19 protein-coding genes and 2 pseudogenes are annotated in these 20,386 nt (G+C 72.8%); 20 read left to right on the forward strand and 1 reads right to left on the reverse strand.

The window, feature by feature from the left end; translation table 11 throughout:
* Positions 1 to 366 precede the first annotated feature (366 nt).
* Positions 367 to 720, reverse strand: coding sequence for a GntR family transcriptional regulator (locus ACH4ZA_RS35745; RefSeq protein ID WP_398433313.1), 354 nt, complete (start codon positions 718 to 720; stop codon positions 367 to 369).
* Positions 721 to 968: 248 nt separating this feature from the next.
* On the opposite strand from ACH4ZA_RS35745, the gene ACH4ZA_RS35750 reads away from it, so the two are divergent.
* From ACH4ZA_RS35750 to ACH4ZA_RS35845, 20 genes and pseudogenes are all read left to right on the forward strand, one after another.
* Positions 969 to 1,658: a helix-turn-helix domain-containing protein gene (locus ACH4ZA_RS35750; protein WP_398433314.1), complete on the forward strand. Its 690-nt coding sequence runs from the start codon at positions 969 to 971 to the stop codon at positions 1,656 to 1,658.
* A complete protein-coding gene (locus ACH4ZA_RS35755) occupies positions 1,655 to 1,861 on the forward strand; it encodes a hypothetical protein (RefSeq protein WP_398433315.1) in 207 nt (68 codons plus the stop codon). The genes ACH4ZA_RS35750 and ACH4ZA_RS35755 overlap by 4 nt, the downstream gene beginning before the upstream one ends.
* 26 nt (positions 1,862 to 1,887) lie before the next feature.
* Positions 1,888 to 3,285: pseudogene (repSA, locus tag ACH4ZA_RS35760) on the forward strand (replication initiator protein RepSA).
* A gap of 44 nt (positions 3,286 to 3,329) precedes the next feature.
* On the forward strand, positions 3,330 to 3,476 hold the full coding sequence (locus ACH4ZA_RS35765) for a helix-turn-helix transcriptional regulator (protein ID WP_398433339.1): 147 nt from the start codon (positions 3,330 to 3,332) through the stop codon (positions 3,474 to 3,476).
* A complete protein-coding gene (locus ACH4ZA_RS35770) occupies positions 3,476 to 4,741 on the forward strand; it encodes a tyrosine-type recombinase/integrase (protein ID WP_398433316.1) in 1,266 nt (421 codons plus the stop codon). The genes ACH4ZA_RS35765 and ACH4ZA_RS35770 overlap by 1 nt, the downstream gene beginning before the upstream one ends.
* A 190-nt stretch (positions 4,742 to 4,931) precedes the next feature.
* The gene (locus ACH4ZA_RS35775) at positions 4,932 to 5,258 is read left to right on the forward strand and encodes a hypothetical protein (RefSeq protein WP_398433317.1); all 327 of its coding nucleotides are present in this window, start codon (positions 4,932 to 4,934) and stop codon (positions 5,256 to 5,258) included.
* Positions 5,259 to 5,634: 376 nt separating this feature from the next.
* Positions 5,635 to 6,171 (forward strand): DUF2617 family protein, encoded by a 537-nt coding sequence (locus tag ACH4ZA_RS35780; protein WP_398433318.1) that lies wholly within the window; start codon positions 5,635 to 5,637, stop codon positions 6,169 to 6,171.
* Positions 6,172 to 6,439: 268 nt separating this feature from the next.
* On the forward strand, positions 6,440 to 8,080 hold the full coding sequence (locus tag ACH4ZA_RS35785; protein ID WP_398433319.1) for a polyamine aminopropyltransferase: 1,641 nt from the start codon (positions 6,440 to 6,442) through the stop codon (positions 8,078 to 8,080).
* 166 nt (positions 8,081 to 8,246) lie between these two features.
* The gene (locus ACH4ZA_RS35790) at positions 8,247 to 9,194 is read left to right on the forward strand and encodes an SRPBCC domain-containing protein (RefSeq protein WP_398433320.1); all 948 of its coding nucleotides are present in this window, start codon (positions 8,247 to 8,249) and stop codon (positions 9,192 to 9,194) included.
* A 92-nt stretch (positions 9,195 to 9,286) separates the two neighbouring features.
* Complete coding sequence (locus ACH4ZA_RS35795) at positions 9,287 to 10,084, forward strand: aldose 1-epimerase (RefSeq protein WP_319275785.1); 798 nt, start codon at positions 9,287 to 9,289, stop codon at positions 10,082 to 10,084.
* 10 nt (positions 10,085 to 10,094) lie between these two features.
* Positions 10,095 to 10,667: an orotate phosphoribosyltransferase gene (gene pyrE / locus ACH4ZA_RS35800; protein ID WP_319275783.1), complete on the forward strand. Its 573-nt coding sequence runs from the start codon at positions 10,095 to 10,097 to the stop codon at positions 10,665 to 10,667.
* Positions 10,668 to 10,817: 150 nt separating this feature from the next.
* The gene (gene fbaA, locus ACH4ZA_RS35805) at positions 10,818 to 11,849 is read left to right on the forward strand and encodes a class II fructose-bisphosphate aldolase (protein WP_319275781.1); all 1,032 of its coding nucleotides are present in this window, start codon (positions 10,818 to 10,820) and stop codon (positions 11,847 to 11,849) included.
* A 100-nt stretch (positions 11,850 to 11,949) separates the two neighbouring features.
* The gene (locus tag ACH4ZA_RS35810) at positions 11,950 to 13,431 is read left to right on the forward strand and encodes an MFS transporter (protein WP_319275780.1); all 1,482 of its coding nucleotides are present in this window, start codon (positions 11,950 to 11,952) and stop codon (positions 13,429 to 13,431) included.
* Between the two features lie 176 nt (positions 13,432 to 13,607).
* Positions 13,608 to 14,021, forward strand: a complete 414-nt coding sequence (locus ACH4ZA_RS35815) for a DUF3151 domain-containing protein (RefSeq protein WP_057577905.1) — start codon at positions 13,608 to 13,610, stop codon at positions 14,019 to 14,021.
* 171 nt (positions 14,022 to 14,192) lie between these two features.
* A complete protein-coding gene (locus ACH4ZA_RS35820; RefSeq protein ID WP_319275778.1) occupies positions 14,193 to 15,038 on the forward strand; it encodes a tryptophan 2,3-dioxygenase family protein in 846 nt (281 codons plus the stop codon).
* Positions 15,031 to 16,215, forward strand: coding sequence for a kynureninase (kynU, locus tag ACH4ZA_RS35825; RefSeq protein ID WP_319275776.1), 1,185 nt, complete (start codon positions 15,031 to 15,033; stop codon positions 16,213 to 16,215). Before ACH4ZA_RS35820 ends, kynU begins: the two co-directional genes overlap by 8 nt.
* Before the next feature lie 238 nt (positions 16,216 to 16,453).
* Positions 16,454 to 17,362 carry an alpha/beta hydrolase family protein gene (locus ACH4ZA_RS35830; protein ID WP_398433321.1) on the forward strand — a complete coding sequence of 303 codons (909 nt, stop codon included), beginning with the start codon at positions 16,454 to 16,456 and terminating at the stop codon, positions 17,360 to 17,362.
* 280 nt (positions 17,363 to 17,642) lie between these two features.
* The gene (locus ACH4ZA_RS35835) at positions 17,643 to 18,686 is read left to right on the forward strand and encodes an alpha/beta hydrolase (RefSeq protein WP_398433322.1); all 1,044 of its coding nucleotides are present in this window, start codon (positions 17,643 to 17,645) and stop codon (positions 18,684 to 18,686) included.
* On the forward strand, positions 18,679 to 19,896 hold the full coding sequence (locus tag ACH4ZA_RS35840) for an acyltransferase (protein ID WP_398433323.1): 1,218 nt from the start codon (positions 18,679 to 18,681) through the stop codon (positions 19,894 to 19,896). Before ACH4ZA_RS35835 ends, ACH4ZA_RS35840 begins: the two co-directional genes overlap by 8 nt.
* A gap of 119 nt (positions 19,897 to 20,015) precedes the next feature.
* Positions 20,016 to 20,354, forward strand: a pseudogene (locus ACH4ZA_RS35845) (response regulator transcription factor); the annotation flags it as partial.
* Between the last annotated feature and the right edge of the window lie 32 nt (positions 20,355 to 20,386).

Below are 20,386 nucleotides of genomic sequence, written 5' to 3' on the forward strand. Positions count from 1 at the left end.
ACACGGAAGTCATCCGCCCGCGACCAGTCCGAGCATCCCGAACCCTACGCATACCAGACCCGTGACCAGCAACTTCACGATGCACACTGCTCAATCCTGCGGGCCGACACGGTTGCTCCTCAGCACGTGCGCAATAGGCCGATCGCTCGCAACCTCGTTGACGATCTGAGGTCGACGGACAGGCACTCGCACTCGGCAGAGATCAGGCGTCTCGCGGCCAGTATGAAGCTGAGCTAATCACCACGTCAGAAGGGGGCATGGCCGCCGTGAGGGTTGCGGACAGGGCACGGTTATTAGTCGAGCTGCACGAGATCAGGAGGAAGCTCGCCGAAGCCGCTCAGCGCGTTGATCGGTTGTCCTCCTCGGTCAAGGACGCTCGCGAACCTGATCCTCAAGCCGGTCAAGCCGCGAGTTGATCAGGTCCAACGCAGCCTTGATCTCGCCCAGCTCGTCGGTCATTCCGCCGCTCGGTACAGAGGCACCTGAGTCCGCCGGGTCACTGGCCACGAACGTCCCGCGCCCCTGCTGACTGACGATGAGGCCCTCGCGCCGAAGAACGTCAAGCGCGTGCCGGATCGTCATCGCGGCAACGCCGTAGCGCTCAGCCATCTTGGCGTTGCCGTCGAGCCTTTGGCCGGCCTTGAGGCCTCCCGAGGCAATCCGCCTCCGAAGGTCATCCGCTACCTGCTCATAGGCGCTGCGAGGGTCGTCCTGGCTCACTGTCACATCCCCAGGTTACCTAAGTGACCTAAAGAAATCTGCCCCTAGGCCTTGCGTGCAGCCCTGTTCCAACTAATCTAGGTAACACAAGATAAGTTAGACAGGTCGCCCTGTCTAAGCCTGGAGGACGACGCCCTACCGCCAAGCAAGTCGCCGTCCTCCTTCGTCCCTCGAAGGGAACTTCCATGATGCCCGCAACGCTGAGCGCATCGCACGCCACTACCGGGAACGAGCGGCTTCGTGGTGCCATGGTCGCTGCGAACGTGACCATCCAGGGCCTGGCCGATCACCTCGGCATCGACCCGAAGTCGGTCGACCGCTGGTTGAACTCGGACCGGACGCCGCACGCTCGCAACGCCGAAGCCGCTGCCACGCTCCTGGGTGCGGACGCCTACCACCTGTGGCCCAAGTTGGCCGACCGGCACCGCTCCGCGCCGACCGCGCAGGATGAGGTCGTTGCCTGCTACCCGATGCGCAGCACTGTCCCCTACGGCATGTGGCGTTCCACGCTGGCCGGTGCGACCACGGTCATCGACCTGGCGGTGGCCAACCTGCTGTTCCTGGCCGATGCGGTGTGGGACCTGCCCACGCTGCTGGCCGACAAGTCCGCTGCTGGTGTCCGGGTCCGCATCGTCACCCCGGAGGACCCTGCCGGGCCGGTCACCGGACTGGGCGACGTGTTCCCCTCGCTGCTGACGGTCCCCGGCCTGCGGTTGTCCACTCATCCCGGTCTGCGCGCCGACGTGATGCGCGCCGATGACGACCTGCTGGTCACCACGCCGATCGACGGGCTCACCCCGGCTCTGGCCCCGGTGCTTCACCTGCGCCGCCTAGGTGCGGCTCCGATGGTCGGCGGCTACCTCGCCACGCTCGATCACCTCTTCGCGACCGCCACCCCGGCACGCGCGGCCTCCCACCTGCGGGCGGTGGCGGCATGAGCGTCTTAGCCTCTTGCTTCGACCTCCTGGACCTTCCGGCCCGACCGACCGCCTGCCCCGGCTGCGGCGCGCACGCCCCGGCCTGGACCCGCGTCCCTGTCGACGGACTGCGCATCCTGACCCACGACGGTGACCTGATCTGCCCCCGTGACCGGCACTTCGGCTACACCCCGGCCCCGGAGCGGCTGGAGGTGGCCGCGTGACGGACTTCCCCGTCTCCCCGGCTGAGGTGGCCCCGCTGGCTGCCTCGGTCGGGGTCGACCCCCTGACCCTCGCGGACATGCTCCGGGTGGCCAACTCGCCGGGCTTCGACCGCTGGCAGGAACAGATCCGCCGTACCGGCGGATGCACGAATCCGATCCGCCTCGCGGGCCAGACCATCACGCGTGACGCCAAGACCGGCGACGTCCTGTACTCCTACAGCACCGAGAACGAGCCCGGCGGAATGCTCCGCGTCGCCTGCGGCAACCGGCGGGCCTCGCGCTGCCCGGCCTGCGCCTGGACCTACGCGGGCGACACCTACCACCTGATCCGGGCCGGGATCACCGGCGACGAACGCAAGGACGTCCCCGCCACGGTGCGGGATCACCCCCGCGTCTTCGCCACCCTCACCGCGCCCTCGTTCGGTCCGGTCCACAACCGGCCCGACTCCGGCCGCTGCCGGTGTGGCGCCCGACACGGCGACGACGCCCCCGCCCTGGGCGCGGCGCTCGATCCGGAACGCTACGACTACGCCGGGTCGGTGCTGTTCAACAACTTCGCCGGGGACCTGTGGCGTCGCTTCACCATCTACCTGCGCCGCGAGATCGCCGCCCGCGCGGGCCTGACCCAATCGGCCATGAAAGAGGTCTGCCGGGTCTCCTTCGGCAAGGTCGCCGAATTCCAGAAGCGCGGGGCCGTGCACTTCCACGCCGTGGTGCGCCTCGACGGCCCAGCCGGTCCCGACTCGGCTCCGCCGGCATGGGCCACGGTCGCGCTGCTGGACGATGCGATCCGCGCCGCTGCCGGACGGGTCTCGGTGTCCGTGCCAGCGGCCGGTGACTTCCCGGCCCGCGTCCTGCGCTGGGGGTCCCAGGTCGATGTGCAGCCCATCGGCGCTCTGGGGCACGAGGAGCTGACCGAACAGGCCGTGGCCTCCTACGTCGCCAAGTACGCCACCAAAGCGGCCGAGACCACCGGCACCGTCGACCACCGCATCGGGGAGCTCTCGGAGCTGGACAAGCTGCCACTGCCCGACCACACACGACGGCTCATCGAGGCGTGCCGTGTGCTCGATGACGCCTACCCGGACCGGCTGCTGTGGCGCTGGGCTCACATGCTCGGCTTCCGCGGCCACTTCTCCACCAAATCCCGCCGCTACTCCACCACCCTCGGCGCGCTGCGCCAGGTGCGCGCCGACTACCGCGCCCGACAGGAACGCCGTGAACGCGGGCTCTCCGAAGACCTCGACGACTCGGAGGGCTCCACGCTCGTGCTCGCCCACTGGACCTACGCCGGACAGGGCCACACCCCCGGGTAATCCTGGCTCGCCGAAACGATCGCGAAGGACATCCGACTGAACCGAGAGATCGCACGTGAAGCGCTGGCCGACATGCCAGACCTGGACGACTGGGAGGTGTCCGCGTGAGCGGCCTGCCTGATCAGTACCTGACCCCGGAAGACCTCGTCGTCATGTTCCGTCTGCCGAGTGTCGAGACCGTCTACCAGTGGCGTCGAAAGGGCATCGGGCCGCGTGGCTTCCGCGTCGGCCGGCACCTGCGTTTCGACCCGGAAGACGTCCGCGCCTGGGTTGCCTCCCTGATGGAAGGGGCTGCCTGATGGCCGGACACATTCAAGACCGCTGGTACAAGACCGAGCCCGGCACCGACGGCAAGCCGGTCAAGGTCAAGTCCGAGCGCTACGGCACGGGCCTGCGCTACCGAGCCCGCTACGTCGGTCCCGACGGCACCGAGAAGTCCAAGAGCTTCCCCGACGGCAAGAAGCGCATCGCTGAGAAGTGGCTCAGTGCCATCGAGACGGACATGACACGCGGTCAGTACACCGACCCCAAGTCCGTGCAGATCACGTTCCGGCAGTACGCCGAGAAGTGGTTGGACAGCAAGACGTCCAGCCCGATGGCCAGGAAGGAGCTCGGCCGGCGCTTACGGTTGCACGTCTACCCGGTGCTTGGCTCTCGGCCGATCGGGACCTTCAGGCCTGAGCACATCAGGGATCTCCTCGCCGCGCTGGATGCGAAGCCCGGCGTGGGATCTTCCTACATCCGGAACATCTTCGCGGACGTTCAGTCGGTCCTGTCAGCCGCTGTCGATGATGCACTGCTGTCGCGCAACCCGTGCAGCGCCCGGACCGTCCGGCGGCCCAAGCCTGACCCGCATCCCGTAGTCCCATGGACGCCCGCCCAGGTGTTCGCCGTTCGAGCGGCCCTTCCGGAGCGGTACCGAGCGATGGTCGACGTCGGCGCCGGATGCGGTCTACGGCAGGGCGAGGTGTTCGGACTGGCTGAGGACGCCATCGACGCCGACGGGCGCACGCTTCACGTGGTCCGGCAGATCAAGCACGTGGAAGGGCACCCGGTGTTCGCTCTCCCCAAGGGCGGCAAGAAGCGGGATGTGCCATTGCCCGACTCGTTGGCGGAAGCTCTCCGGGCGCACATGGATGCCTGCAAGCCGGTGGAGATCACGTTGCCCTGGGACGTGCCGGAGGGCCCGAAGGTGTCCGCCCGGCTGATCTTCACGGCGGAGCAAGGGGGCATGGTGTGGCGGAGCAACTTCAACGGCAAGGAGTGGAAGCCCGCTCTCGCGGTCGCGGGCCTCATCCGCCCGGAAACGGATGAGAACGGGAAGTACGAATCGGCGCGTGAGCACGGTATGCACGCCCTGCGGCACTTCTACGCCTCCGCGCTGTTGGACGCGGGCGAGAACATCAAGGCCGTCAGTGAGTACATGGGGCACGCCGACCCGGGGCTGACGCTGCGGGTGTACGCCCACCTGATGCCCGACAGCCGCGAGCGTGCCCGTCGCGCCATCGACTCCGTGTTTCGGCGCATCTCTCAGGAAGATCACGGCCCACAGACGGCCCAGTAGGCATCAGGCGGCCCCTGACCTGCCCCTCTGCGCAGGTCAGGGGCCGTCTTCTCGGGAGAACCCTCTGAAGTTCCTCAACTCCGCTTTGGCCGTCTGCCGGGGCGGGCATCCCCCGTTCACGCGGCGCTCGGACGCCGCGCGAGGCGCCCACGGGGGGCCGCTTCGGGGGACAGGAAAGGAGGGTGACGCCATGTTCTTCGGCATCGTCCTGGCGGTGATCGTCATCGGTTTCGTGGTGGCCTTGGCGGCCAACGCGCGCAGTCGCGGCTCCGCGCGGTCCTACCGCGGCGGAAGGTCGCTCGGCAGCGGCTCCTCCAGCAGCTCGGGCAGCTGGTGGGCGGCCGGCGCGGCCGACGGGAGCAGCGCCTCCGGCAGCTCCGGCGGGCACCACGGCGGGCATCACGGGGGGCACTCGTGCGGCGGCTCCTCCTCGTCCTGCGGCGGCAGCTCGTCCTGTGGCGGCAGCTCGTCCTGCGGCGGGGGCGGCGGGGGCGGCGGATGCGGCGGAGGCAGCTGACACGGGGCAGCTGAGCTCCCCGCGGGGGGAGCCGCATCCGGACCGCGGGGCCCGGCCGACCACGGGCTCCGCGGTCACACCATGTGCCCGGGGCGGGCGCGAACGGCATGTGCCCGGCCCGCCTGGGGGTACGCCCTGGTTGAACAGTTGAGCTGTGGAGCCCCCCGAGGGATGGAAACCCCACGAACTTGGGTAAAAACGCTGTGGCGGCACCACACTTCATGATTCCCTCTAAAACACCGACTCAGCCCCTCACGCCCTCGGCGTCCCGAGCGGACGACCTCCCCAGACCGGGCTGGCCGGGGCGGTTCCCGGTGTCGACCGGGGTGCGCCGGACCTTTCCTCCTTTTCTTTTGCGTCTCCGCGGAGCCGATCCATGCTCACGACCCTGAACACCTCCTACACCGACACGCGCGCGGCCGATCTCGCCTGGGCCCTGGGGCGTGAACCGCTGCCCGCCCTCGCCACCCTCGACCTCGAACTGAACGGCGCCAAGCTTCAGTTGAGACTGCTCGGTGCGTCGCACCAGGTGCTGCTCGAGGAGGACCAGGCCAGTTGCTCGGAGACGGTGGCCTGCATCCCCGGCAGCAGCACCCCGCTCCCGCTGGGCGTCGCCAAGCGGGTCGGCGGCTGGGAGTACGAGTTCGCGGCGCGCGTCGAGGAGCTCTCGCCGGACCGGTTCGCGGGCCGCGCCCAGGAGCTTCTGGCGCTCGTCTCCGAGCATCCGCACGGTCTGGTGGGCGTCTTCCCCGGCAGTCCGCACGCTTTCACCGCCCTGCTCGCCCAGCGTCACGAGGGTCATGTCCATTGGCGCACCTGGCACGCGTACCCACAGGACAGGCAGCTGGTCGCGACGAGAACACGGGTGGGCGTGCGCGTGCCGGTGGGCAGCGAGATGCCGTCCGGCGGGTGAGCCGCGGACCGGTGAGCCGTGGATCTGTGGGGCGTGGATCTGTGGGGCGAGGGCCGGTGAGCCGTGGACGGCCGGTGGGGTGGGGGCGGGCGGCGTGCGGTGCGCGGGCGGCGCGAGCTCTGGGGGCCGAGGGCGGCGGGACGGGACGGCGGCCCGACCTGACGGCGGCGCGCCTGACGGTGACTCAAACGTGTGACCGTCCGGACGCCCCGAGTTTCACACGTGTGGGTGACGAAGGGTGCCCATGCCGTGACGTAACGTCGCAGTCGTGATCGAACCGTACGCACCGGCTCCGCCCGTCGCGCCGCCGCCCTGGCGGGGTCCCGCGCGGCTCCCCGTCCGGCCGGGCACCGGGCGGCTGCTGGTCCTCGCGTGCGTCTTCGTCTGCGCGGCCTGCGGTCTCGTCTACGAACTCGAACTCGTCGCCTTGGCCTCCTACTTGATGGGGGACTCCGTCACCCAGACCTCCGTCGTGCTGTCGGTCATGGTGTTCGCGATGGGACTGGGCTCCCTCGTCGCCAAACGGCTGCGCCGGTTCGCCGCGGCGGGCTTCGGCGCCCTGGAGGCGGCTCTCGCCCTGGTCGGCGGGTGCAGTGCGATGGCGCTGTACGCGGTGTTCGCCTGGACGGGCGGCTGGGGCGGTCTGTGGGCCGACGGCTCCCGCATTCTCCTCGTGGCGTTCTCCCTCGCCATCGGCCTGCTCATCGGGGCCGAGGCGCCGCTCCTCATGGAGCTGATCCAGCGCATCCGGCGGCAGGACGCGGGCGGCGCGGTGGCGGACCTCTTCGCCGCGGACTACGTGGGCGCGCTGGTGGGCGGCCTCGCCTTCCCGTTCCTGCTGCTGCCGTTCCTCGGCCAGTTGACGAGCTCCCTGCTGGTGGGCGCGGTCAACGTGGTCGCCGGGGCCGCCCTGGTGCTGGGCCTGTTCCGGCGCGACCTGACGTGCCGGGCCCGCTGCCTCCTGCTCGTCGCCTACATCGCCGTCCTCGCCGTCCTCGCCTCCGCCGCCGTCCTCGTCGACGACTTCGAACGGGCGGCGCGGCAGGCGGTCTACGGGGGCGGCGTGCGGGCGGCGGTGCAGACGGACGTCCAGGAGATCGTGCTGACCGGCGGCGCCGACGGCCGTCCCCTCGACCTCTATCTGGACGGGCGCCTGCGCTTCGCGGGCCGTGACGAGCGCAGGTATCACGAGGCCCTCGTCCAGCCGGCGTTGAGCGGTCCGCACGCGCACGTGCTGATCCTGGGCGGCGGCGACGGCCTGGCCGCCCGCGAGGCCCTCGGCCGTCCCGGCGTGCGCCGCGTCGACGTCGTCGCGCCCGACCCCGGTCTGATCCGGCTGGCCCGCACCGACCGCGCCCTGTCGCGCCTCAACGACCACGCCTTCGGAGATCCGCGCGTCCGGGTGGCCGCCGGGGACGCCTTCCAGTGGCTGCGCGAGGCCCCTCCGGCGACGTACGACGTGGTCGTCGCGGATCTGCCCGACCCCGGCATCACGGCGAGCACCAAGCTCTACTCCCAGGAGTTCTACGGTCTCGCCCGCCGTGTGCTGGCCCCCGGCGGCCGCCTCGTCGTGCACGCCGGACCGGTGGCGGGCCGGCCGCGGGTGTTCTGGACGGTCGAGGCGACGCTGCGCGCGGCCGGCCTGCACACCGCCCCCTACCGGGTGGACGGCCGTGGCGCCGGCCGTACCAGCGGCCCCGACCGCATCGCCGGCGACGCCTCCCGGGCCCCCCGCGACTGGGGCTTCGTGCTGGCCGCCGCGGACGCCCGCCCGCCGATGCGCCTCGACGCGCGCGAACGCCCCCCGCGCACGCTGACCCAGGCGGCCCTGGTCGCGGACGCCCGGGCGGCCGAGGCGCACCGGGTGTCCGGAATGCCCGCCTCGACGCTGGTGCATCCGCGGTACTGACGCGGGACCGATGCGTCAGCCGCGTGGGCCGCGTCAATCGCGTCAGCTGTGTCAGCCGCGTCGGCGGCACGGCCTGCCGGGGGCTTGGCACCGCCCGGTCCCGGGGGAGGCCGAATCGCGGTTTCGCCGGGTGCGTTCCGGTCCCGCGTGGGTAGGCTCGGGACTTATGGAGCAAGAGGTGTTCGTTCCGGTTCCGGCCGAGCGACTGAGGGCGGCCCTCGCCGATCCCGCGCAGGTGGCCCGTGCGGTTCCCGGGCTCCAGCAGGACGCGGGGACCGAGCCCGTCGCGGGCCGGCTGAAGGTGCGGATCGCCGGCCACACCATCACCTACCGGGGGACGGCACGCGTCTCGCCGCGCGAGAACGGCGGCTACGCCGTGGAGGGCGAAGGGACGGAGGCTCGCGGCAGCGGGTCGGTCAAGCTGGGCCTCGCCCTGCGGCTGCGGGAGACCGACGCGGGCACCACGCTCCTTTTCGAGGGAACGGCCTCGGCGGACGGCCGCGTCAGGGAACTGCCCGCCGAGGCGGTCGACTCGGCGGTGGCCCGGCTGCTCGGCCGTTTCGCGGCGAACCTCGCGGCGGCGGCCGCACCGGACGGGCAGCCCGAAGCCGGGACGCCCGCCGACGCCGCCGGCCCGGCAGCCGCCCTGTCCGACGCCGTGCACGATGCCGACATGGGCGCGGATGCCGACGCCGACACGGAAACCCCCGCCGACGCGCGGGACGCCGGCGCAAGGGATGCCGGTGCGCCCGGCGACGTCGGCGATCCGGAGGCCGTGGCTGTGGACGACGTCGACGACCCCCTCGCTGCCGCGGAAGACGCCGACGAGCCCGACGTCCCCGCGGACCTCTTCGAGACGGCGGCGCTGCCCTCGGAGATCGAGGACCTCACGGGCCCCGCGCAGCCGCCCGCCGAGGCCGCGCACGCGCGCCGCACGATGATCGGCCGCAGCGCCGAGGAGGTCGACCACGCTCCGCCGCGCGGGCGCTACGCGCCGGTGCCCGCCCCGCAGACCGTCATGCCGAACAGCGCGTTGCGGTGGGCGGCCCCGGCGGCAGCGCTGGTCGTGGCGTCGGCGATCGTGGTCGGCAGGGCGCTGCGCCGACGCGGGTAGGAACCGGGCCGGTGCGGGCCGGGGGGCGGTGCGGGCCGGTCCGCGGGCCCTGCTCCTCGGGTGCCCCCGACCGCCCCAGTAGGGTCGGTCCCGTGAGTGACGAAGAGATCACGCTGACCGCGGGCGACGCGGAGGCTACCGTGCAGCCGGGCAACGGCGGCCGGGTCGGGGGCCTGCGCGTCGGAGGACTCGAACTGCTGCGGCAGGGCGAGCGGTTCGGCTGTTTCCCGATGGTCCCCTGGTGCGGCCGGATCCGCGACGGATACTTCCGCAACGGCGCGACCGTCCACCGGATGCCGCTCAACGCCGAGCCGAACGCCATCCACGGCACCGCCCGTGACGGCGCCTGGAAGGTCGCCCGGCGCACGGCGGACGAGGTCGTGCTGACGTACGAACTGGTGGCGCCCTGGCCCTACCCCGGCCTGGTCACCCAGGTGATCGCGCTGGCCGAGGACGCGCTGACGATCCGGATGGCCGTGGAGACGTACGACTCCTCGTTCCCGGCGCAGATCGGGTGGCACCCCTGGTTCAACCGCAACCTGGGCGGCCAGGACGCCCAGGACGTGCGGGTCGCCTTCGACCCGGCCTGGCAGGAGCAGCGCGGCGACGACCATCTGCCGACCGGCGAGCGCGTCGAGCCGAAGCCGGGGCCCTGGGACGACTGCTTCGGCATGCCCGGCGGCGTCGACGTCACCCTCACCTGGCCCGGACAGCTGGAGCTGAAGGTGACCAGCCCCGAGAAGTGGGTCGTCGTCTACGACGAGCAGGAGGCGGCGGTGTGCGTGGAGCCGCAGACCGGGCCGCCGAACGGACTGAACACCCTCCCGCGCCTGGTCACGCCCCTGGAGCCGCTCGAGGCCGCGACGACCTGGTCCTGGTCGCGGCTCTAAGCTGAGGGGCATGACGGACGTCAACGGAACAACGCCGCCCGACGCACGCGGCGCGCTGCTGGAGCTGATCAAGGACAAGGCCGTGGTGCACGGCAGGGTCACCCTGTCGTCGGGGCTGGAGGCGGACTACTACGTCGACCTCCGCCGCGTCACCCTCGACGGGGAGGCCGCCCCGCTGGTCGGGCAGGTGCTGCTCGACCTCACCGCCGACCTCGACTTCGACGCGGTGGGCGGTCTGACCATGGGCGCCGACCCGGTGGCCGGCGCCATGCTGCACGCGGCCGCCGCCCGCGGCCGCAGGCTGGACGCCTTCGTCGTGCGCAAGGCGGCGAAGGCGCACGGGCTCCAGCGGCGCGTCGAGGGACCGGAGATCAAGGGCCGCCGGGTCCTGGTCGTCGAGGACACGTCCACGACCGGCGGCTCGCCGCTGACCGCCGTGGAGGCGGTGCGCGAGGCGGGCGCCGAGGTGGTGGCGGTGGCGACCATCGTGGACCGGGCGACCGGAGCGGACGAGAAGATCCGCGCGGGCGCGGGCGTGCCGTACCTGTTCGCCTTCTCGAAGGACGAGCTCGGCCTGGACTGACCCGCCCTGTGGACTGACCCGCCCTGTGGACAGGGCCTGGACCATTCGCGCAGGTCTGGAAAGATGGGGCCGACGACGACGTCGAACCCCCAGGTCTAGGTCAGGGCCGTAGTACGCAGATCGCCAACCGCACAGTCAAGGAGCGGACAGATGCCCATCGCAACCCCCGAGGTCTACAACGAGATGCTCGACCGGGCGAAGGCAGGCAAGTTCGCCTACCCGGCCATCAACGTCACCTCGACCCAGACCCTCCACGCGGCGCTGCGCGGCTTCGCCGAGGCGGAGAGCGACGGCATCATCCAGATCTCCACGGGTGGCGCCGAGTTCCTGGGCGGCCAGTACAGCAAGGACATGGTGACGGGCTCCGTGGCCCTCGCCGAGTTCGCGCACATCGTCGCCGACAAGTACCCGGTCACCGTCGCCCTGCACACGGACCACTGCCCGAAGGACAAGCTCGACGGGTACGTCCGTCCGCTGCTCGCGGTCTCCGAGGAGCGGGTGAAGGCGGGCCGCAACCCGCTGTTCCAGTCGCACATGTGGGACGGCTCCGCCGAGACCCTCGCCGACAACCTGGAGATCGCGCAGGAGCTGCTCGCCCGCGCCGCCGCCGCGAAGATCATCCTCGAGGTGGAGATCACCCCGACCGGCGGCGAGGAGGACGGCGTCTCGCACGAGATCAACGACTCCCTGTACACGACGGTCGACGACGCGGTGCGCACCGTCGAGGCGCTCGGTCTGGGCGAGAAGGGCCGCTACCTGCTGGCCGCGTCCTTCGGCAACGTCCACGGCGTGTACAAGCCGGGCAACGTCGTGCTCCGCCCCGACCTGCTCAAGGAGCTGAACGAGGGCGTCGCCGCGAAGTACGGCAAGCCGGCCGGCTCGCAGCCGTTCGACTTCGTCTTCCACGGCGGGTCCGGCTCCACCGCGGAGGAGATCGCGACCGCGCTGGACAACGGCGTCGTCAAGATGAACCTCGACACGGACACGCAGTACGCCTTCACGCGTCCGGTCGCCGACCACATGTTCCGGAACTACGACGGCGTCCTGAAGGTCGACGGCGAGGTCGGCTCCAAGAAGACCTACGACCCGCGCACCTGGGGCAAGCTGGCCGAGGCGGGCATGGCCGCGCGCGTCGTCGAGGCCACGCAGCACCTGCGCTCCGCGGGCCAGAAGATCAAGTAACCCCCTGCGGTCCCTTCGGGGCCGTGCGGACCGGCGCCGCACCGGGCCCGGCGTGTCAGCATCCTGTGCGACACGCCGGGCCCGCTGTATACCTGGGGGCATGCCCGACGTCCGGCTGGCCTCACCCCGCGGCAGGTGGATCCTGCTCACCACGGTGCTCGGCTCCAGCATGGCCCTGCTCGACTCGACCGTGGTCAACGTGGCGCTGCCGCGCATCGGCCGCGACCTGGACGCCGATCTCGCGTCCCTGCAGTGGACCGTCAACGCGTACATGGTGACGCTGGCCGGGCTGATCCTGCTCGGCGGCTCCCTCGGCGACCGCTACGGGCGGCGCAAGGTGTTCGTGGTGGGCGTGGTCTGGTTCGCCGCCGCCTCGCTGCTGTGCGGGCTGGCCCCGAGCGCGGGCGTGCTGGTGGCCGCGCGGGCGCTCCAGGGCGTCGGCGGGGCCCTCCTCACCCCGGGCTCCCTCGCGCTCATCCAGGCCTCCTTCCACGCCGACGACCGGGGGCGGGCGGTGGGGCTGTGGTCCGGGTTCGGGGGCGTCGGCGCGGCCGTCGGGCCGTTCCTCGGCGGCTGGCTGGTGGACGGTCCGGGCTGGCGGTGGGCGTTCCTGCTGAACCTGCCGCTGGCCGCGGTGTGCGTGCCGGTGGCGCTGCGGCACGTTCCCGAGTCGCGGGACCGGTCCGCGCACGGCCGGTTCGACGTCCTCGGCGCGGTGCTCGGGGCGCTCGCCCTCGCGCTGGTGACGTACGCGCTGATCGAAGCCCCGGGCGGTTCGGCCCCGGGCGGTTCGGCGGCGGTCGTGGCGGCGGCGGTCGCCGGGGTGGCGGCCGGGGCGGCCTTCGTCGTCGTGGAGCGGCGGCGGCCGGACCCGATGATGCCGACGGACGTCTTCGCGTCCCGCCAGTTCACCGCCGTCAACCTGGTCACGCTGTGCGTGTACGCGGCCTTCGGCGGCTTCTTCTTCCTCTCGGCGGTCCAGCTGCAGACGGTGGTCGGCTGGTCCGCGCTCGGCGCCGGCACGGCACTCCTGCCGACGACCGTGCTGATGCTGCTGCTGTCCGCGCGCTCCGGCGAGCTGGCCGAGCGGATCGGGCCGCGCCTGCCGCTCACCGTCGGGCCGCTGCTGTGCGCGGCCGGGATGCTGCTGATGCTGCGGGTCGGGCCGGACGCCTCCTATGTGGCGGACGTGCTGCCCGCGGTGCTCGTCCTGGGCATGGGCATGGTGACGCTGGTCGCCCCGCTCACCGCGACCGTGCTGGCGTCGGTGGACGTCGGCAGGGCCGGTCTGGCCAGCGGCGTCAACAACGCGGCGGCACGGGCGGCGGGCCTGGTCGCGGTCGCCGCGCTGCCCCTGCTGACGGGCATGGGGCCGGAGACGTACCGCTCGGCGGACGCCTTCGACGCGGCGTTCGGGCAGGCGATGGTGATCTGCGCGGCGGCGCTGGCGGCGGGCTCGCTGACGGCGTTCCTCACGGTGCGGCGGCCGCCGCCGGACTGCCGCAGGCCGGAGTGCAGGACGCACGGCAGCGTCCTGGCCCCGCCGCTGGAGGGGCAGCGCTCGCGCAAGCGACTCGGGTAGGGGACACCGGTACGGCCCGGTAGGGGACACCGGTACGGCCCGGTGCGGGAATCCGGTCCGGTGCACTGCACCGGGGGTCACCGCCGGTGCAGCGGGGAATCCGGTCGGCGCAACGGGGAATCCGGTCCGGCGCAGGGGCGTCTGGCGTGTGGCGGGGAGTGGAGGAGACTGGAGCCATGTCGATTCACGAGAACCTCCTCGGGGGCCCGCCCCCGACCCACCTGCCCGACGACCCCGAGCCGCGCGAGCTCCTCGCGAACGGGACGGCGCCCGCCGACGTCGCCGCGAAGTACCCGACGTCCTCGCTGGCCTGGGCCCGGCTCGCCGACGACGCGTTCGAGCGGGGCAGTGTGGTGGAGTCGTACGCGTACGCCCGTACGGGGTACCACCGCGGCCTCGACAGTCTGCGCCGCAGCGGATGGAAGGGGCACGGGCCGGTGCCCTGGGAGCACGAGCCGAACCGCGGCTTCCTGCGTGCCCTGCACGCCCTCGCCCGTGCGGCCCAGGCGATCGGCGAGCAGGAGGAGTACGAGCGCTGCTCGCAGTTCCTCAAGGACTCCTCCCCGACGGCCGCCCAGACCCTCGGATAGCCGTCCATCTGCGTTTTCGTCCGTGTGTTCGAGCGTGGGCCCGTCCGGTGTGACCGGACGGGCCTTGCGTTTTCGGGATGCCATTGCGCACTATGTGGCCGTGGGGACCGGGGCCCCCGTGTCGGTAACGGCAGGGGCGGACCGCTACCCGGAGTACAACAGGAGACAGCGATGTCCCAGCAGGCTCAGCCCTACGAGGCTTCGGAGCCCGAGACCCCGCATCTCGACTTCGCCGGTACGACGCCGTACGAGGACTACGTCAAGGCGGACGTGCTCACCCACCTCCAGCACACCCTCTCCGACGATCCCGGAGAGATGGTCTTCCTGGTCACGACCCAGGTGATGGAGCTGTGGTTCACGGTCATCGTCCACGAGTGGGAGACCGCCGCGCAGGCGCTCCGCGAGGACCGGGTGCCGGTGGCGGTCGACGCGCTGAAGCGTTCGGTCCGTGAGCTGGAGGCGCTGAACGCGTCCTGGCGGCCGCTCGCCCAGCTGACCCCCGCGCAGTTCAACTCCTACCGCTCGGCGCTCGGCGAGGGCTCCGGATTCCAGTCCGCGATGTACCGCCGCATGGAGTTCCTGCTCGGCGACAAGTCCGCGTCCATGCTGGTCCCGCACCGCGCCGCGCCGCGCGTGCACGCCGAGCTGGAGAAGGCGCTGCACGAGCCGAGCCTGTACGACGAGGTGCTGCGGCTGCTGGCCCGTCGCGGCCACGCGATCCCCGCCTCCGTCCTGGAGCGCGACGTCTCCCGGCGCTACGAGCCCTCGGCGGAGGTCGAGGCGGTGTGGACGGCCGTGTACGCGGGCGACGAGTCCGACGAGGTCGCCCGGCTGGGCGAGGCGCTGACCGACGTCGCCGAGCTGGTGTGGCGCTGGCGCAACGACCACCTCGTCGCCACCCGGCGCGCGATGGGCGCCAAGGCGGGCACCGGCGGTTCGGCCGGGGTGGCCTGGCTGGAGAAGCGCGCGCAGAAGAACGTCTTCCCCGAGCTGTGGACGGCGAGGTCCCATGTCTGACCTCGCAAGCACCGCACAGCAGCTGGACTCGGGCGACGAACTGGCCTTCAAGCGGGCCCAGTTCGTGCTCGACGACGGCGTCTACCTGGACGGCAACTCGCTGGGCGCGCTCCCGCGGTCCGTCCCCGGCCGCGTCGAGGACGTCGTGCGCCGCCAGTGGGGCGCGCTGAGGATACGTTCCTGGGACGAGAGCGGCTGGTGGACGGCGCCCGAGCGGATCGGCGACCGGATCGCCCCGCTGGTGGGGGCTGCGGCCGGGCAGATCGTGGTCGGCGACTCGACGAGCGTCAACGTCCTCAAGGCACTGGTGGGCGCGGTGCGCCTGGTGGACGACGCCCGCGACGAGATCCTCGTCGACGCCGCCACCTTCCCCACCGACGGCTACATCGCCGCGTCGGCGGCCCGGCTGACCGGCCGCACGCTGCGCGCGCTGCACCCGGAGGACGTCCCGCAGGCGTTGTCCGGGCGCACGGCCGCCGTGCTGCTCAACCACGTCGACTACCGCACGGGCCGGCTGCACGACCTGCCCTCGCTCACCGCCGCCGTGCGCGCGGCGGGCGCGGTCTCGGTGTGGGACCTGTGCCACAGCGCGGGCGCCCTGCCGGTCGGCCTCGACGAGCACGGTGTGGACCTCGCGGTCGGCTGCACCTACAAGTACCTGAACGGCGGCCCCGGTTCGCCGGCCTACCTGTACGTCCGCCACGGTCTCCAGGACCGTTTCGACTCCCCGCTGCCCGGCTGGAACTCGCACGCCGAGCCCTTCGGGATGCGGGAGGCGTACGAGCCGGCGTCGGGCGCCGCGCGCGGGCGTGTCGGCACTCCCGACATCCTGTCGATGCTGGCGCTGGAGGCGGCCCTCGAGGTGTGGGACGGCGTGTCGATCTCGGCGGTGCGCGCCAAGTCGCTGGCGCTGACGGACTTCTTCCTGGAGTGCGTCGCCGCCTACGTCCCCGAGGGACGGGTCCAAACGCTGACTCCGGTGCGTCACGAGGAGCGCGGCAGCCAGGTGGCGCTGCGCTGCGAGGACGCCGGGGACGTCATGAAGCGGCTCATCGAGCGCGGGGTCGTCGGCGACTTCCGCAGCCCGGACGTGCTCCGGTTCGGGTTCACCCCGCTGTACGTCGGGTTCGCGGACGTGGAGCGGGCGGCGCGGACGCTGGCGCGGGAGCTGGGCTGACCTGGCGGAGTGACCCGGTCGGCTGAACCGGCCGGGTCCCCTGGGCGTACCTAGGGGTACGCCCAGGGGGTTTCCCGGCGGGCGGGCCCGCCGGGGTGACGGAACAGCAGAACCGTTTACCTCTCACCGTGCGTGACATCCGTGTGTCCGCGCACGTCACGGGCCTGATACCGTCCCGGCCAACGGCCGAATTCACTCCTGGTCCGCCAAATCTTCTTCGCCGCTGAGAGGTTGGAGCATGCCGGACGACGTTGTCGCAGCCCGGGCCGCCGCCGAGGAGGCGTCGGCCTTCGCGCATCCGCCCGTCGAGCCCGACGTCACCGCCGCGTACGGCGACCACCCCGACCAGGTGATCGACTTCTACGTCCCGCGTGCGGAGGCCGGCCCGGGCGGTCCGGCTCCGCTCGTCGTCGTGCTGCACGGCGGGGCCTGGCGGGCGCCCTACGACCGGCGTCACATCACGCCGTTCGCGGGCTATCTGGCGCGGCGCGGATTCGCGGTGGCCAACGTCGAGTACCGGCGCGGGGACGGGAGTTCGGAGCCGGGCGCGAGTGCCGTCGGGTCCGTGGGCGGGGCTGCCGCCGTCGCCGGCCGCTGGCCCGACACCTTCGACGACGTGGCCGCCGCCCTAGACGCGCTGCCCGCTCTCGCACGGACGGCCGTGCCGCAGGCCGACGCGCGCCGCACGGTGCTGACCGGCCACTCGGCCGGCGGCCATCTCGCGCTGTGGGCGGCGGCGCGGCATCTGCTGCCCGCCGACGCGCCCTGGCGCACCGGTGACCCGACCTCGCTGCGGGGCGTCGTCGCCCTGGCCCCGATCGCGGACTTCGCGGTGGCCGGGAAGCTGGACGTGTGCGGCGGGGCGGCCCGTCAACTCCTCGGTGGCGACGAGCACTTCGAGGACCGGCGACCGTACGCCGACCCCGCGCTCCTGCTGCCCACGGGCGTCGCGACCACGCTGGTGCAGGGCCGTGCCGACGAGGTCGTCCCGCAGGCGGTCGCCGAGGCCTACGCGGACGCGGCGGCCAAGGCCGGCGAGGTGGTGGGCCTGACGCTTCTCGAGGACGTCGGTCACTTCCCGCTGATCGACCCGGCGGCGGACGCGTGCGCGGTGGTTGCGGAGGAGATCGCCCAACTCGCTTGGTGAGCAAGCGAGTTACCGCGCGCCGTGCGGCGGCGTGTACCCGTAGGTGTCGTACCCGTAGTACCTGAGAGCTACCTCGCAAGACAGCTCCCCGGTGGGACGCGAACGACCCGCCTCGATCCGTAACTTCCCCTCCTGCAGGGCCCGATGACCGGGCGCACGGCGGGGGAGGGACGGGATGGCGGAGCTGGGTGCGGGCGGACGGCGGCGCGCAGGACACCGGGACGGGCCGAGGGCCCGGAGCGGCATGACCGCGCCGGGCGGAGCGACGGCCCGGAGCGGCATGGCTGCGCCGGGCGGAGCGGACGAATCTGGCGGAGCGGCCTGGGGGCGGCGCTGGGTCCGAGCCCTGCTGGCCGTGCTCGTCACCGCCGCCGTGGTCGTCCCCCTCACCGCGGCCGCGGCCCGGCCGAGCATCCCGGCCCCGGCCCCCGCCGTCCTCCCCGCGGTGACGGCGGCGACGCTGGAGCGGACCTACGCCGCCCACCGGGCCAACGCCGAGCTGGCGTCCCGGATGGCCGCCGACCACGGCGACCGTCACCGTGCGGCCGCCGACCGGGCGCTGGCCGCCCCGTCCCGCACACTGCTCTCCTTCGACGGCCGCGGACTCGGCCGGGCGGTCGAGGTGTTCGGGGACCTCGCGCACGCCGACCGCGTCGCCGTCCTGGTGCCGGGCTCCGACACCTCCCTGGACACCTACGAACGTTTCCACGCCCAGGCGGCCACTCTGCACGACCGCCTCACCGAGCAGGCGGGGCGCGCCGGCCGACCCGGGTCCGGGGCCGGCTCCGGGGCCGATGCCGGGGAGCGCACGGCGGTGGTGGCCTGGCTCGGCTACACGACCCCCGGCACGATCAGCGCCACCGTTGTCACCCCCGACCGCGCCGAGGAGGCGGCCCCCCTCCTCCGGGCGTTCCTGACCGGGCTGGCCGCCGTCACCGGCCCGGCCGCCCGCGTCACCCTTCTGTGTCACTCGTACGGCACGGTCGTGTGCGGCCGCGCCGCGTCCCGCCTGGACGTGAGCGACGTCGTGCTGCTCGGCAGCCCCGGCACGGGCGCGGCCTCGGTCGCGGACCTGCACACCCGGGCGCGGATCTGGGCGGCCCGCGGCGGCGACGACTGGGTGGCGGACGTCCCGCACGTCAGCGCCGACCTGTTCGGCTTGACCGTCGGGTTCGGAACCGACCCGCTGTCCCCGTCGTTCGGAGCCCGCGTCTTCGCGGCCGGCCCAGGCGGCCACAGCGACTACTTCAGGCCGGGCTCGGTCTCGCTGGGCAACATCGCCCGGATCGTCCTCGGCGCGACCTCGGAGGTGACCCGTGCCTGACACCCGGAGGAAGCCGCGGACCCGGCCCGCGCTGCGTCGCGCCGCCGCCCGCATCGACGACGCGACGCCCCCGCAGCGCGACCGGGCCGTGGACGCGCTGCGGGCCCTCGCCATCCTCGGAGTCGTCCTCGGCCACTGGCTGGTCACGGCGCTCGTCGCCGACGGCGGCTCCCTGCGCGCCGCCAGCCCGCTGACCGCCATGCCGTGGCTGGCCCCGGTGTCGTGGACGTTCCAGACGCTCGCCGTGTTCTTCATGGTGGGCGGCCATGTGGCCACCAGGAGCCTCGCCTCGGCGCGGGCCCGCGGCGAGGGTCACGGCACGTGGCTGAGGGCCCGGCTGGGCCGCCTGTTCGTCCCCGTCACCGCGGTGGCGGCGGTGTGGACGGTGGCGGCGGCCGGCCTCCTGCTGGGCGGGGCGTCCTTCGTCACCGTGCACACCGTGGTCAAGCTGGCGCTGTCGCCGCTGTGGTTCCTGCTGGTCTACGCCGTGCTGACGGCGGCGACCCCGCTGCTGACCCGGCTCAACCCGCTGTGGCCGCTGGCGGTCGTCCTCCACGTGGACCTGTTGCGCTTCAGCCTGGGCGGCCCGGCGTGGCTCGGCTGGGTGAACCTCGCCGCGGGCTGGCTGGTGCCGTACTCCCTCGGCGCGGCGTGGACCCGGGGCGAGCTGGAGCGCCCCCGCGCGGGCTGGACGCTGTTCGTCGGGGGTGCGGTGGGCACGGCGGCGCTCGTGCTGTGGGCCGGCTATCCGGCGTCGATGGTGGGCGTGCCCGGCGCGGCGGTGTCCAACCTCGACCCGCCGTCGCTGGCCGCGGTCGCCTTCGGCCTCGCCCAGTGCGGGCTGGCGCTGCTGCTGCGCGGCAGCCTCCGGCGGGCCATGCGCCGGCCCCTTGCCTGGGCGGCGGTGGCCCTGGTCAACCTCTCCGCGATGACGGTGTTCCTCTGGCACCAGACGGCCATGATGGCGACGACCGCGACGGCACTGACGGCGGGCCGTCTGCCCGGTCTGCACACCGTTCCCGACGGGCTGGACTGGGTCGCGGCCCGCCTGCTGTGGCTGCCGGTCTTCGCGCTGGCGCTGGCGGTGTGCCGGGCGGCCTTCCACGGCTTGGAACAAGGGTCTCGACGTTCCCGCGGCCGCCGCTCCACGGTGGTCCGCGTCCACCACCGCTTCGACCGACCGGAACCGAAGGAGACCCGCAGTGCCTAGGGTTGGGCCCGTGAACGGCAAGGGGAGCGACAGGGCGCCGGTCCGTGCCGGCCGCCGTGGCGTGTCGCCGTCGGCGCTCGCCTCGGCGCGTCCGGCGCCGGCGCCGCCCCGGACACCCCTCCGCCGACCAGCTGGCCGAGGCGGTCCGGGTGGTGGCGGCCGGCCTCCTCGCGCCGGTCATCACCCGCAAGCTGATCGCCGAGTTCTCCCGCCTCGACGACCGGCCGCGAGCTCCCCTGAAGGAGCGGGTCGGTGATCTCACGGAACGCGAGACGGAGGTGCTCGCCCTCATCGCGCAGGGCCTGTCGAACGCCGAGATCGCGCAGCACCTCGTCGTCGCCGAGCAGACCGTGAAGACGCACGGGGGCCGCATCCTGGTGAAACCGGGGCTGCGCGACCGCACCCAGGCGGCGGTCTTCGCCTACGAGTCGGGGCTGGTCAGACCCTCCGGGTACTGAGTTCGCCCCGCACCCGGGGGCACGGTGGCGGC

This window comes from Streptomyces sp. NPDC020597 (genome assembly GCF_044335095.1).
GTDB lineage: Bacteria > Actinomycetota > Actinomycetes > Streptomycetales > Streptomycetaceae > Streptomyces.